Annotated in this window: 13 protein-coding genes; 5 read left to right on the top strand and 8 right to left on the bottom strand. The window is 54.5% G+C overall.

What is annotated here, in order from left to right:
- Window positions 1-87: 87 nt before the first annotated feature.
- Complete coding sequence (locus tag ACSZPU_RS17275; protein ID WP_499001245.1) at window positions 88-987, top strand: LysR substrate-binding domain-containing protein; 900 nt, start codon at window positions 88-90, stop codon at window positions 985-987.
- Here ACSZPU_RS17275 and ACSZPU_RS17270 read toward each other — a convergent pair.
- The 7 genes from ACSZPU_RS17270 to ACSZPU_RS17240 all read right to left on the bottom strand — a co-directional run bounded on the left by ACSZPU_RS17270 (window position 962) and on the right by ACSZPU_RS17240 (window position 7,393).
- The gene (locus tag ACSZPU_RS17270) at window positions 962-2,392 is read right to left on the bottom strand and encodes a DNA cytosine methyltransferase (RefSeq protein ID WP_499001243.1); all 1,431 of its coding nucleotides are present in this window, start codon (window positions 2,390-2,392) and stop codon (window positions 962-964) included. The genes ACSZPU_RS17275 and ACSZPU_RS17270 overlap by 26 nt on opposite strands.
- A 68-nt stretch (window positions 2,393-2,460) precedes the next feature.
- Complete coding sequence (locus tag ACSZPU_RS17265) at window positions 2,461-3,033, bottom strand: LemA family protein (RefSeq protein ID WP_499001241.1); 573 nt, start codon at window positions 3,031-3,033, stop codon at window positions 2,461-2,463.
- On the bottom strand, window positions 3,033-4,100 hold the full coding sequence (locus ACSZPU_RS17260) for a hypothetical protein (RefSeq protein ID WP_499001239.1): 1,068 nt from the start codon (window positions 4,098-4,100) through the stop codon (window positions 3,033-3,035). The genes ACSZPU_RS17265 and ACSZPU_RS17260 overlap by 1 nt, the downstream gene beginning before the upstream one ends.
- 247 nt (window positions 4,101-4,347) lie before the next feature.
- On the bottom strand, window positions 4,348-4,989 hold the full coding sequence (locus ACSZPU_RS17255; RefSeq protein WP_499001238.1) for a DUF1109 domain-containing protein: 642 nt from the start codon (window positions 4,987-4,989) through the stop codon (window positions 4,348-4,350).
- On the bottom strand, window positions 4,976-5,545 hold the full coding sequence (locus ACSZPU_RS17250) for a sigma-70 family RNA polymerase sigma factor (RefSeq protein WP_499001236.1): 570 nt from the start codon (window positions 5,543-5,545) through the stop codon (window positions 4,976-4,978). The genes ACSZPU_RS17255 and ACSZPU_RS17250 overlap by 14 nt, the downstream gene beginning before the upstream one ends.
- 20 nt (window positions 5,546-5,565) lie before the next feature.
- Window positions 5,566-6,789: a protein-disulfide reductase DsbD family protein gene (locus tag ACSZPU_RS17245; RefSeq protein WP_499001233.1), complete on the bottom strand. Its 1,224-nt coding sequence runs from the start codon at window positions 6,787-6,789 to the stop codon at window positions 5,566-5,568.
- 40 nt (window positions 6,790-6,829) lie between these two features.
- Window positions 6,830-7,393 (bottom strand): peroxiredoxin, encoded by a 564-nt coding sequence (locus ACSZPU_RS17240; RefSeq protein ID WP_499001230.1) that lies wholly within the window; start codon window positions 7,391-7,393, stop codon window positions 6,830-6,832.
- A 278-nt stretch (window positions 7,394-7,671) separates the two neighbouring features.
- Here ACSZPU_RS17240 and ACSZPU_RS17235 point away from each other — a divergent pair, with 278 nt between their 5' ends.
- From ACSZPU_RS17235 to ACSZPU_RS17220, 4 genes are all read left to right on the top strand, one after another.
- On the top strand, window positions 7,672-8,538 hold the full coding sequence (locus tag ACSZPU_RS17235; RefSeq protein WP_499001227.1) for a ChaN family lipoprotein: 867 nt from the start codon (window positions 7,672-7,674) through the stop codon (window positions 8,536-8,538).
- Between the two features lie 8 nt (window positions 8,539-8,546).
- Window positions 8,547-9,323 carry an energy transducer TonB gene (locus tag ACSZPU_RS17230; protein WP_499001224.1) on the top strand — a complete coding sequence of 259 codons (777 nt, stop codon included), beginning with the start codon at window positions 8,547-8,549 and terminating at the stop codon, window positions 9,321-9,323.
- Between the two features lie 227 nt (window positions 9,324-9,550).
- Window positions 9,551-11,770 carry a TonB-dependent receptor domain-containing protein gene (locus ACSZPU_RS17225; RefSeq protein ID WP_499001221.1) on the top strand — a complete coding sequence of 740 codons (2,220 nt, stop codon included), beginning with the start codon at window positions 9,551-9,553 and terminating at the stop codon, window positions 11,768-11,770.
- A gap of 74 nt (window positions 11,771-11,844) precedes the next feature.
- Entirely contained in the window at window positions 11,845-13,014 is a 1,170-nt protein-coding gene (locus tag ACSZPU_RS17220) for a YncE family protein (protein ID WP_499001218.1), read from the top strand.
- Window positions 13,015-13,058: 44 nt separating this feature from the next.
- Here the strand turns inward: ACSZPU_RS17220 and ttrR are convergent, their stop codons facing one another.
- Window positions 13,059-13,655, bottom strand: coding sequence for a tetrathionate respiration response regulator TtrR (gene ttrR / locus ACSZPU_RS17215; protein WP_499001215.1), 597 nt, complete (start codon window positions 13,653-13,655; stop codon window positions 13,059-13,061).
- Between the last annotated feature and the right edge of the window lie 167 nt (window positions 13,656-13,822).

Here is a 13,822-nt window from a genome sequence, read left to right as displayed (position 1 = left end):
CATGATAATAGGGCCTTCTGATTAGAAGGCCCTATTATCAATGATTTTTATCCTCGTGACGACACTATCTAAGTATGGGTTAGCAATATGGATAAGCTGCGCAGTATGGAGGTGTTCGTGACCGTGGCCGATTGCGGCAGTTTCACTCAGGCGGCAGGCCAACTGTCCCTGTCGGCGGTGATGGTCGGGAAATACATCAGTGCGCTGGAAGAACAGCTTGGCACACGGCTGGTGGAGCGCAATACCCGACGACAAAGCCTGACGGACGCCGGGCGTGTTTACTATGAAGAGGCGCGGCGGGTGCTGGAGCAGGTGCATATGGCCGACTCGTCCATTGAGCGCCTGCGCGATACGCCAGCCGGAACGTTACGGGTAAGCGCGCCCACCTCGTTTGGGGCCTGCGTGGTGGCACCGCTGACCGCCACCTTTCTCACTGCGCATCCGCAGGTGCGCATCGAACTGGATCTCAGCAATCGACGGGTTGATCTGGTTGATGAGGGATTCGACCTGGCGATCCGCATTGGCGGTCTGCATAACGATGACCTGGTGGCCAGGCCACTATGTTTTTATCGCATGGCGATTTGTGCTTCGCCCGACTATCTGGCGCGCTACGGTGAGCCACGTACGCTTGACGATTTACAGCATCATCGCTGCCTGTCGCACATGGTATGGAATGCCAATAACGAATGGAAATTACCGGGCACGAGCGGCGATATGAGCTGGCGGCGGGACCCGATATTTCGCTGTAATGACGGCCAGGCGCTGCGCATGGCCGCCGTTGCAGGGGCGGGATTATTGCTCCAGCCGGAGATCTTACTGAGCGACGATCTGGTGAATGGCAAGCTGGTGCCTGTGTCAACGGAATTTGCGCCGCAGCCGCGCCAGGTGTGGCTGCTCTATCGACAGCAGCGCCGTCCGTTACCCAAACTCACCCGCTTTGTTGCGTATTTACTCGAACATATCAACGCGTGGGTTGCCCCTTCCTGAGGGTAACCGCCTGCGCAATATAAGGCTCCAGCAATCGGGCGACGGCGGCGAACACCGGCACCACCACGGAGTTGCCAAACTGGCGATAGGCCTGGGTATCCGACACCGGAATGCGAAACGGTTTTTCGCCCACTTTCTCAAAGCCCATCAGGCGCGCGCATTCGCGTGGCGTTAGCCTGCGCGGGCGACGCTGCTGGTTGGCGGCGTCGCTAAAGTTGCTTTCCCCCAGCGCCTTATCCCAGCCGCGATCGACCAGAATCTCTGAGCCATCTTTATGGTAGCGGGCCGATAAGGTTCGCGCCACGCTGCCAGCATTGGTTGGGTCAACCAACCCAAAGCCAAAGCCGTTGCCTTTCGCCGCGTGTTTCTTCGCATAGTGGAAAAGGTAATCCCACAGCTTCGGCGACAGCACGTATTTCGCATCGACGGTGGGCTCCAGGAGTTCGCCGAATGTCGGTCTGCTGTGCGGGTAGAAACGGTCTATATTGCGCAGGGTAAAATCTTGCCGCAGCTGCAAATCGCGGAGGAAACCGACCAACACAATGCGTTCCCGGTGCTGGGGCAGGAAGTGTTTGCCATCGACGATCTTCGGATCGTCTTTGCCGGTCGCTTCGGCATCGGCAACGTCGTACCCCAGTTCATCCAGGGTATTCATGATCACCGTAAAGGTTTTGCCCTGATCGTGACTTTTCAGGTTTTTGACGTTCTCCAGCACGAAAATGGCCGGGCGCTTGGCTTTGATAATACGCGCGACGTCGAAAAACAACGTGCCCTGGGCTTCACATTCAAAGCCGTGGGCGCGACCGAGAGCGTTCTTTTTACTGACTCCGGCCAGGCTAAACGGCTGGCACGGGAAACCCGCCAGCAGAACGTCATGATCGGGGATCTGCTCGTCGATGTGTGCATAGGCCTGCGCGTCGGTAACGTTCGGTTTACCGCTCAGCGTGACTTCGCGGATATCCTGGTTAAAGCGATGGGCGCTGTCGTCGTTGTACCAGTTGGCTTTATAGGTACGTACCGCATTTTTGTTCCATTCGCTGGTAAAGACGCATTGCCCGCCAATGGCTTCAAAGCCGTTGCGGATGCCACCAATCCCGGCGAACAGGTCGATAAAGCGGAACTGATAATGCGGATGGTGTGCAGGCGGCGAGGGCAACATTTTATGCAGTAAGGCTTCCTCGGCGGCGGTCAGCGGCGCAGGGTTACCTTTGCCATTAACCCGCCGGTTTAATCGTTCACGACTCCATTCGTTTTGACCCAGCAAGCGTAGCTTTTCCGCGACATACTTTTGTCCGTAGATTTCCAGTACCCGGTCCAGTAATGCTTTGTCGTCTTCCCGTTGCCGTTTGTCTTCTGCTTCGGCCTGGCGCTGAAGCTCCTGCGCGATTGAATCAAATTCCGACATGACGTCTCCTTGGGTTAATGCGTGAAAATATATCACTCATTTGACCCTGAGGAGAGGATTACCTGTGCTTATTCGTGAATGTCGGGACGGTACTCAAAACCGCTTTCAGCCTGCGCGTCACTAAAGGTGCTGAGCTTGCGTTTTTTATTGAACAGCCCATTGACCAGCGAGTGCGGGAACATTTCGATGCCGTTGTTAAAATCTTCAACATTGCCGTTAAAAATGCGAATGGCGGCGCTGATGTTCTGCTGTTGCTCAGAGATCTCCGCCATCAGGCCGCGATACAAATCAGATGCTTTCAGCACCGGGTAGTTCTCAGCGACGGCATACAAACCATTCAGCAGGGTGGCGGTGCTATTGCGTGTCTCTGTCAGGGCGTTGAAATCCATGTTGCCGGAATCCAGGCGTTTCAGCGCCGAACGCAGCTCGGTAATCTGCGTCATGATGGTCGTTTCGTACTCTTTATATTCAGAGGCGATCTTCTCCAGCGCAGGCAATACGTTGTTTTTCTGCCGTTCCTGCACCACCACATCCGCCCAGGCGCGCGCCACCGCGTTCATTCTCCCCACAATGCTGTTGTAAATCACGATGGCTGCGATAATCACAACCGCCACAAATCCCACCGGTACGAGGAAATCCATTATTCATTGTCCTTTCTAAAGTTATTGTCTGAAAACACCATCAGCGTGTGGATAAAGTCCAGCGCTGCTCGTAATTCGGGAAGCAGATTTACCTCGCCGACTTCACGCATAAATCCGTCCGGCGAATTGAAATCATATTGCGGCTCACCGGAAACGACCTTGTTATTATCGAACGACATACATAACCCGGCCGTGTCGTTGAACTCGAGATTGAGCGCTTTAAAGTGGGCTGCCACTTCTTCACAGGCTAACACCACGGCGGGCTGTAGAAAGCGTGCGGCGGCCATTTCATCCCCCGCCACCACTTTAAAGAGGCGGTTAAAACGGTTTGATGACGGCTTGTAGCGCTCACCTTTAAATCCACCGATCGCTTTACCTGTGATAGCAAGCTGGCGCGCAAGGCGAAAATCCAGCGCGATGCCGTAGCGATCGTAATGATCATAGACCGTGCGGGTTTTGGTATTTCCCTTACTGTCCGTTTCGGTTTCAGTGCGGTGATCGACGTAGTGAAAGTGGTAAAACGCGTAGTCGAACGTATGGGTTTCGCCCTGATAATGCCCTTCGTAACTCTCGGTAATTTTGCGGGAATAATTACCGCGGCGGAATTCAAAATAATCGGCAAATAATCGCGATTCGAGTAAGGGCTGGTCTGAGGTTAACTCACGCAGGTGGTTATCAAATAACAATGTGCGAAGATAAAGCCGCTTTGCCAGGGAATGCACGCTGGCGCTTTTTCGCCGCATATAAAAGAGCAGCCCGGTGGTACAAAGCGCGAAGAAAATCGTAAACGGGGTCGTAGAGTGGTGCCACTGGGCATAAATTTCGTCAGCAAACAGGCCGGTGACGGCGGCAATAAGGCCGCAGATAAGGGCTAACAGCTTATAGCGGCTGTGTTTGAATTTCAGGGGGGCGCCAAAATCCTTCACCTGACCGATAGCGGCGATCAGGTCGTCTTTTGACTGTGCGGCCTCAATCTTATGGGAAATCTGCTGGAGTAACGCCGTCAATTTCTGGTCATGCGGGGTGGTAAGAATCCCACCGGATTGCGTCTGTTCTGATGTAGACATGCTGTGCCGTATATTCCTTTTGCGCCGCAAATTTTGGCGTCACGGTACATTCGTAAGAGATTGCGCCGGAGAATGCAGCGCGACCTTCGCGATATTCCAGGCTGGAACCTGACCGAGCATAGCAGTACTGAGCCGGGAGCGTATAGCCTCTGATTTAATCGGCAGCGGTGACTTTTCCTTTAGCGATAAGCGTGGCGCGACCAGGGTAATAGGTCACGCCGTTTTATTCAGGAACGGTGGGATGGGGTTAGCGTCGGGGCAGCGACACCCACTTGTAGCCCAACAGCATGGTGCTCAGGACGATGGTGGCCGTCGCGCCGATATGCATCAGAAAATCCAGCGCACTGACATGGGTTGGGTGGCACAGGGCGAGTAATGTCAGCGCCATGCAGGCAACGCCCGCTCCGGCTGCCGCGAGGCTGCGGGCGGGAAATAACGAGCGGGTGCGGCGCAGATAACCAATCACAATCGCTATCATCGGCACACTTACCACCACCATAAACATATAGCAGTTGGTTCCCACCTCGCTGCCTTCCACCGGGAGGCGGTGATGCAGATGCATATTGCCGAGCGCAATGGCCAGCCAAAGGCTCACCAGCGGCGCAAACCATTTCCAGCTCAGGGATTTCTGCCCGGCAATGCTCATCAGAAAAGCATTGCGGATAGCCAGCGTGCCGGTAAAAAAGGTCAGACACAGCTGGAAAACAACCCAGGCTGCACCCGTATCGGTCCAGTCGGTAAAGGTTCTGTGCACCAGTAAACTGGCCAGCGCACCGCAGGGCAACGCCATAAGCACCCACGCCATCACGCGCCATCCCGACTGCCACGGCCGTTTTACCGGTGCGATCGTACGACTTAACTGCTCAATAAAAAGATCATGATCGGCCATGATGTGCTCCTAACCGACGAAGGTTACTTAATGCGCGATGCAGCAGGGACTTAACGGCTGCCACCGTTAGGTTGTTGCGTGTCGCGGTTTCCGACAGACTCATTTCGCGCAGATGAACGTGTTCAACTACCTGCCGCTGGCGCGCCGGAAGCTGGTTTAGCAGCACGGCGAGCTCTTCTTGTGATTGCTGCTCCACGCTGGCGACCAGATAACGTTCATCGATCGCGTACTCCGGTGCGTCGCTGTCGTCCTGCTCGCGCTGGTGGTGGCGGCCACGACGGCGCAGGGCATCAACCGCACGGGCGTGGGCAATGGCCATCAACCATGGCAAAAAAGGGGAGGCGGGATCGTAGGTATGACGTACCCTGTGCACGGTAAGCAGCACATCCTGAATCACATCTTCAACCAGCACGTCATCGTCTACCTGCTTACGTACCAGCGAGCGGATAACCGGCACCAGCGCTTTGAGCAACTGCGTGTAGGCCGCCTGATCGCCTGCCTGGGCAAGCGCCATCAGCTGCGGCCATTGCTCACGTGTCGCCTCACATTTTTCCATATCCCGCCTTATTTACGGCTTCATGTCTTTTTCCCGCTGGCCTGCGTCAGAGCGTTAACCACAATCGACGGGGTGAGCACCTGCGGTAAAATTTTCGGTGCGCTGCCGTCTGCTGGATAGACCACATACATCGGCAGGCTGCCCTGGCCGAGGGCGTTCATCGTGTCATCGATGTCGGCATTAAATTTGGTCGAATCAGCCACCATATAGAGCGTACCCGTCTGCGCCAGCGCCTCTTTCACTGCCTGCGTGGACAGCGATGTTTTCTCATTTACCTGGCAGGTGATGCACCAGGAGGCGGTGAAGTTAACGAAAATGGCTTTGCCGTGACCCCGGTTGTCCGCCACGTTTTGCGGCGACCATTTTACCTCTTCGACGTGTGCGGCTGCCTGCAAAGGGGCACCGTTTTTGATAACCGACGGCAGCGGAACCACGACCGCCAGAATCAGCGCGGCGGTGACCGCAAACAGCGCAAAATGCCGCTTACCGGCAAAACGCCGCTGCTGCGCCATGCCGTAGAGCCAGGCGGCGAAACTCAGCACCACGGCGGCGGCCAGAATCGCAGCGAGTGCGGTGGTGCCTGCCTGCTGCGCCAGTACCCACACCAGCCAGCCGAAGGCGCCGAACATCGGAAACGCCAGGCCACGCTTAAGCGTATTCATCCAGGCACCGGGGCGCGGCAGCCATTTTCCCAGCGCCGGGAAGAGGGAAATCAGACTGAACGGCGCGGCAAAACCGAGTGCGAGGGCAAAGAAGATAACCAGCGCCACCGCCGGCGGTTGCACCAGCGCATAGCCAATCGCGCCCGCCATAAATGGGGCCGCGCAGGGGGTCGCCACAATGATCGACAGCGCCCCGGTCAGCGCCGCGCGGACAAACGCACCGCGCTCAACGTTGATCTCTCCGGCGCGCTGCATCGACAGGCCCACTTCAAACACACCGAGTAAATTCAGCGCGGCGCCCAGAATAACCAGCGCGAGGAAGGCAATCACCAGCGGTGACTGGAGCTGAAAGCCCCAGCCAACGGCGGTCCCGCCCGCGCGCAGGGCCAGTAAAATACCCGCCAGGATCAGCATGGTGACGATCGTGCCGAGTAAGAAGCCAAGCCCTTCTTTACGGGTCTGCGCCGTGCTGTGCGAATGACGAACCAACCCCAGCGCCTTTAGCGAGATTATCGGGAAAACGCAGGGCATAAAATTGAGGATAATGCCGCCTGCGAAGGCGGCCAGCATTACGGTTAACATAGTGATTCCCTGATGGCTAATGGGGGGGATGTCCGCACTTTTACGAATGCGAATTCGCGTACTGTTTCACCGCTTCCATCGTTTTCTGAATATGGGTCTCAGGGTTTCTGTCAGTGTAGCTCAGCAGGATCTTACCGTCCGGTGCGATAACGTAAGAGGTACGGTCAGAAAGGGTTTTGCCGTTCATCTGCATCAGCGTCTGGTATTCCGCTGCCACTTTCGCACCCGGGTCCGCCGTCACGGTGAACTTATCGCGGCACTCCAGTTTAGAAAACTCATCCACCTGGTCCACGTTGCCTGCGGTCACGCCGACCACGGTCGCACCCAGTTTTTTGAAATCATCCGTAGCTTCGGCAAAGGCGTGGGCTTCGATGGTGCAGCCTTTACTGAATGCCGCCGGGAAAAAGTAGAGCACGACCGGGCCTTTTTGCAGCTCTTGTTTCAGCGAGAACGTCAGAGGCTTGCCAGCCAGTGCGCCCTGTAGTTGAAAGTCGGGGGCCTGCGCGCCGGTGGGAAGGGCGGCCTCGGCGCTGAACATCGGCATTGAGACGCTAAGCAGTGCGGCAGAGGTGAGGCTCAAAAAGAGTTTTTTCATCGGGGTCATGTTGCGCTCCACGGGGTAAAGGAATTTAACGCTCATAAAACAGTTCGCTGGACGTGGTGGGAAAGTTTCGCCGGATGCGAAAAAAATTCTGCCGGGTGTGAAAAAAAACGGTTAATCATCGCTTGCGCTTCCCCTAAGGCAAATTTCAGTGAAAATCACACAGCGTATTTTTGTTAAATGCGAATGATCTTGATAATCATTATTATTAATACATATAATTCTGTTCAATCTTGCATCGACAAGAATGCCTGCTATTAAAAAAACAAAAACGGATATTTATGTTTAATACGGAAAAATTTCTACAGTCTCTGGTTCTGGGATGCGCGCTTGCACTTAGCGCCTGTCAAAATCCGGCGTCGACGACCTCGTCGGTTAGCACCATCACCGTACCGGAATGCTCCTGCATTCGGGATGCGGCAACCGGTAAAGTACTAACGCCCGCGCAACTGCTCTCCACGTTAAGTAAAGCACCAATCGTGATTGTGGGTGAGGAGCACACCAATGTGCAGCATCACCTGATTGAACAATGGCTGCTGCAAAATCTGCCAAAGGCGCGCCCGCAGGGGAGCGTACTGATGGAGATGGTGGATATCAGCCAACAGGCCTCGGTTGACCGGGTGAAAGCGACGATGCGTTCCGGGTCTGTCGTTAGCGAGTCGCGCGTTCAGGAGGCGATCCGCTGGAATGCGGGCTGGCCATGGCCGCTCTATAGCGATGTGGTCATGACCGCGCTGGAGGGGCACTATCCGCTGATCGCCGCCAATATTAGCCGTGCACAGGTCAACGAACTCTATAACACACCCACTTTCCCGGCTGGCGCACAGTCAGCAAACCCGCAGGTGCATAAAGCGCTGTCGGCCATTATCTATCTGATGCATGACGGAAAAATCGAAGGCGAGCAACTGACGGCGATGATGGCCATTCAGCAACAGCGCGATCGTTTTATGGCTGAGCAATTAATGAAAGCCCCGCGCCCGGCATTGCTGATTGCCGGTGGCTATCACGCTACTAAAGATATCGGCGTTCCGCTGCATCTTGCCGATCTGCAGGCAGACAAACCGGTTGTGTTGATGCTCACCACCGAAAAAACCGCGCTGACCATCAAGCAGGCGGATTACATCTGGTCTGTGCCGGTCGAGGAGTGAGTCGCAGCATGAATGCCCACTTTTCCTTACCGCGCGCCTCCTGGACTGGGGGCGGCATTGCCAGCGTCTTTTTCCATGTGGCGCTGGCGCTGCCTTTTGTGCTCCATTTTGCGAATAATCATACTGAGGCAACGCCCGCCGCGGTGATGATGACGTATTCGCCAGAGTTTGAAGTCTCACTGCTGCGGCCCGATTTACCACCCGGCGTCAGCCAGCAGCGCAAAGTGGAGGCGATGACCGAAGAAGAGCGCTCCCACGAGAAAGAGGTGCCGAAACTACTGCAACAAGACGATGCGCTACTGAGCGTGGCGGCGAAGCTGGAACAGAAGACCAAAAAGAAAACGGAGATAAAGAAAAAATCCCGGCGGGAGCAGAAGGAAGAGAAAGGGAACTCCACCACCACGAGCCTGGCGGCACCGCCGGTTCAGACGGTGCAAACCCAGCGCAACGCCGCGCCGCTTGATACGGATTCCACCCTTGTCAGCAACAGCAAAATAAGCTGGGAGTCGCTGGTGAAAGGGAAAATCAACAAAATGCGTAATTACCCGGAAGATGCGCGACGTCGCAACCGTACGGGGACGGCCATTATTGCCTTTAGCGTCGATGCGCACGGCGAAATTCTGAGTTCACAGCTTGTGAGCTCCTCCGGAACGCTTTCGCTGGATAAGGCCGCGCTCACCGCCGTACAAAACTCGCGCCCGCTGCCGCCACCGCCAAAAGAGATACTGAGAAACGGTATTCAAAAGGTGACGCTGCCGGTGGAGTTTGGCCTGCTGAAAATATAATAAATTAACCGCGTAGTTATTCCGGGTAATACCGGCGCGGTGTATTTGTCTTAATGACAAAGTGTCTTTATTCCTGACCAGACAAGAAGCGGGCCGCTTATTGAAGCGAGATCCGCCATGAAATTATCAGGTTTTTATTATGGGTATGTTGCTGTCGTTCTTGAAAAAGCGCGACCGGCAATGCTGCCTATTTTTGTGTTTTGAAAATAAAAAAATAGGATTTGATTATGGAAAAATCGCAAATGGTCAAGGGGCTCCTGACCGGGCTTCTTATTGTCCACGGTCATGCTTTTGCGGCAGAAGGTGAAGGGGAATCGGTCTTTTCTCCTCTGACGGTTACCGATAATCCGCTGGCGAATAAAAATCAGGTGGGTTCCTCTGAGGAGACCTTTATTCGTCCGGGGGCTTATAGCTCGCGTACGCTGAATAAGAATCTGCAAAGTCTGGATGCGTCATTACGCAGCATGGCGGGTACCTATACGCAAATTGATCCCCTGCAAGGATCGGTCAGTGTGAATATCCGCGGCATGAACGGGCTGGGGCGCGTGAATACCATGGTCGACGGGGTAACACAGACCTACTTCGGCATGGCACCGGCCAACTACCACGGCGGAGCAAACACGGCGGCGGGCGTCCCGCTCGATCCCAATTTCCTGGCCGAAGTGGATGTGACGCGCGGCAGCAGCGCCGGTTCGCAGGGGGTTAACGCGCTGGCGGGGAGCGCCAACATGCGCACCATCGGCATTGATGACGTACTCAAAGAGGGGCGGCAGACGGGAGTACTGTCGCGATTCTCCGTTGGGGATAACGGGCTGGGACGGACCGGGATGGTGGCCGTTGCAGGTAAGACTGACACCTGGGAAAACGGCGGCGGCATCGGGGCGCTGGTCGGGATCAGTGGTACCCGAACCTATGCGACTTACAAAAATGGCAGCGGGCGCAGCAGTAAGGACTTTATTGGAGAAGACAATAACTATCTGCGCCAGGAGCCGAAATCCCAGCTTTATAAGGTGAACTTTAATCCGGATCAGTTTAATAAACTGGAGCTTTCCGGGCGTAATTACCGTAACACCTTTACCCGCCGCGATATCTCCAGTGACGATTACTACCTGCGCTATCACTATGCACCGCTCAATGAGCTGGTGGAATTTAATTTGCTGGCCAGTACCAGTCGTGGCAACCAGAGTTATAAGCCGGAATCGCTCTATAACTACAGCAATTCGTCGCTGACCAATAAATCTAACGCTATCGATATGAGTAATACCAGCCGCTTTAAACTGGCCGACGATCTCGATGCGACATTCCTGTTTGGCGGCAAATTAATGGATACCCGTTATTCCCGCAGTTTTATTCAGGATAATGAGACGGACCGCAATGCCTTCGCCCCGGCCGGGAAACAAAAAATATCGTCGTTATATACCGGCCTGACGCTGAATAAAGATATTTATGAGCTGGATCTGAACCTCAATTACACCCGCAGCCAGGTGCAGGGGCACAAACCCGCCTGTGCCGACAACGAGAAGTGTTTCCCGCAGGGAGAGACCACGCTTCATCTCAAGGACAATGCCTTTAACCCGTCCGCCACCTTTTCCGCGCAGGTTACGCCCTGGCTGCAGCCGTTTGTCAGTTGGAGTCGCTCTTCCCGTGCGCCGAACGTGCAGGAAGTGTTTTTCTCTAATGAAGGTGGGGTGACGATGAACCCGTTCCTCAAACCAGAGAAAGCCGAGACCTGGGAGGCTGGTTTCAACGTGAACCAGAAAGGGTTGCTGAGCGAGCAGGATAACTTCCATCTCAAGGCGCTGGCGTATCAGTCGCGCATCAAAGATTACATCACCAGCGAATCTTTCATGCTCTGCTACGACGGCTCACTGTGTAAGGATTTGGACAATTCGCAGAGCGGTTTTAACGCTAACGTTTATCTCAACACTACCTCACCGGTGACAACGAAGGGCTACGAGATTGAAGCCGGATACGACATCGGTTTCGCCTACGTGAATCTGAGCTGGAGCAAGCAACACACCGATCAGCCGACCTCTATCGCCAGCACGGTCTACAGCTTTGCCTACAGCGATCTGAGCGATCTGCCGGACAGCTACGCCACGTTAGACGTGGGGGGACGCCTGTTTGATCAGAAGCTGACGGTAGGCAGTCTGGTGAAATTCACCGGTAAATCTAAACGCCTGAGCACCGAGGGGATCAGCACCGACACCAATAGCGTGCCGAAAGAGAGCATGCCGGATATTCCGACCATTATCGATCTCTACAGCAGCTATCAGGTGACCGACAACGTGCTGCTGCGCCTGAGCGTGCAGAACGTGACCAACCGTGACTATGCCGAAGCCCTTAACCGTATGAACCAGAGTCTCGACTATGCCAAAGAGGGCGCGTCGGTAAACACCACGGCACGCGGCCGCACCTGGGTCTTCGGCGGGGAAATTCAGTTCTAAGCCAGTTTCTATTTTCGGGATGCCTTGTCGTGCGGGCATCTCGCGACATTCACTCTTTTATCAGGAATCACACCATGAAGGGCTTCACACTTTCTACCGCCTGTTTGCTTATGGCCAGCCTCTTACCCTCGATGGCGTTAGCTATCGATCCGCCACAGCGGGAAGCCTCGCGTTTCGCGCTGAAAACCAATTATCTCGACAATGCGGACGAGGGGATTTATGAACTCGCTTATGACAATGCAAACAATACGGTGTTTGCCGCGGCAACCGACCGGGTTAACCGCGAGGCCAATAAAGGCTATCTGTATGCCTTTGACCCGGCTTCGCTGAAAATTGAACGCCGCCTGGATATGCCTTACCGGGCGTTTTCGCTGGCGATGAACCAGGATAAACATCAGCTCTATATCGGCCATACGCAGTCGGCCTCTTTGCGCATTAGCCTGCTCGATACGGCAAGCGGCACCCTGAGCAAAACCAGCGAAAAGTTAAGCTTCAATGCAGTCAATGCCGCCGATTCGCGCTTCGAACACCTGCGCCATATGGTCTATAGCCCGGCTGCTAATACGCTGTTTGTCAGCTACAGCAATATGTTGAAAACAGAGCAGGGTATGAAGCCGCTGCATAAATTGCTGATGCTCGACGGCACGACGCTTGCCTTAAAAGGAGAAGTGAAAGACGCCTATAAAGGCACGGCCTATGGCCTGACGATGGATGAGAAGACGCAAAATATCTATGTGGGCGGGAAAGACTACGTCAACGAGATCGACGCGAAAAAACAGAGCCTGCTGCGTACGATTAGCTTAAAAAATCCTCAGCCGCAGATAACCAGCGTGCAGAATCTGGCGGTGGATTCAGCTTCAAACCGCATCTTCGTGGTGGTTTTCGATCATGAGGAGCGTGCGGGCACCCATGACGGGTTATATATTTTCGACCTGCGCGACGGCAAGCAGCTTGGCTATGTGCACACCGGGGCCGGAACCAACGCGGTGAAATACAACCCGAAATATAACGAGCTGTATGTCACCAACTTTACCAGCGGCACCATTAGCGTGGTGGATGCGACGAAATATACCGTGACCCGTGAATTCCAGATGCCGGTTTACCCGAATCAGATGGTGCTGTCGCCGGATATGGACACGCTGTATGTCGGCATTAAAGAAGGCTTCAACCGCGACTGGGATCCGGAGGTCTTTGTGGAAGGGGCGAAAGAGCGGATTTTAAGTATTAAGCTTAACAAATCCTGATCGACTCATTCCCCGCGTGATGGTCTGTCATCACGCGGGTTATTTCACGGTAAACTTCCGGTCACCGGGATTTTATTAAGCTGATAAATCAGTTCGGCCATCGTTTTGGCTTCCATTTTGTCCATTACCTTTGAGCGGTGAACTTCGACGGTGCGCAGAGCGATATTCATCCGCAGCGCAATGTCCTTATTCATCATCCCGGAAACAATATACTGCGCGACGTTTTTCTCTTTTGGCGTGAGTCGCTGAAAACGACGTTGCAGGCTGTAGGTCTCGTTAAGGGTTTTGGTGTGTTCATAACCGGCAAAGATGGCCGCTTTTAATGCCTCGGCGGCGACCGGTTTTTGCAGGAAATTCACCGCGCCAAGCTGCATCTCTTTTACGGCCATCGGAATGTCGCCGTGCCCGGTTAAAAAGATGACCGCCAGCGTGCTGTTTTTTTCGCGCATGGCCTGAAACAATTCACGTCCATCCATTCCCGGCATGCGCATATCCAGCAGCGCAATTCCCTGCTCGTAAAGCGGTGCGTTTTGCAGAAAATCCTCGCTGCGATTCCAGCTGCGTACGCAATAACCCATGCACTCGAGTAAAAACGCGCACGAATTGGTCACTGCCAGGTCGTCATCCACCAAATGAATCATTCTTCTCGTCCGTTATTTCTGCATCCTCAGGAAAGCTGAGCGTCACCAGTAAACCACGCCGGTTAGTTGGCGCGTTGTGATTCACCACGCTAGGCTGTGTCCCTTAATTGCATAACCTCTTGTAAAACAATCGGATGCAACCCAGCTTGACCATTGAAAGATAATTC

Origin of the sequence: Phytobacter sp. V69 (genome assembly GCF_965644215.1) — a bacterium.
Classification (GTDB): Bacteria; Pseudomonadota; Gammaproteobacteria; order Enterobacterales; family Enterobacteriaceae; genus Phytobacter.
Note: the sequence above shows the minus strand (reverse complement) of the source record. Positions and strands in the feature narration are given on the sequence as shown.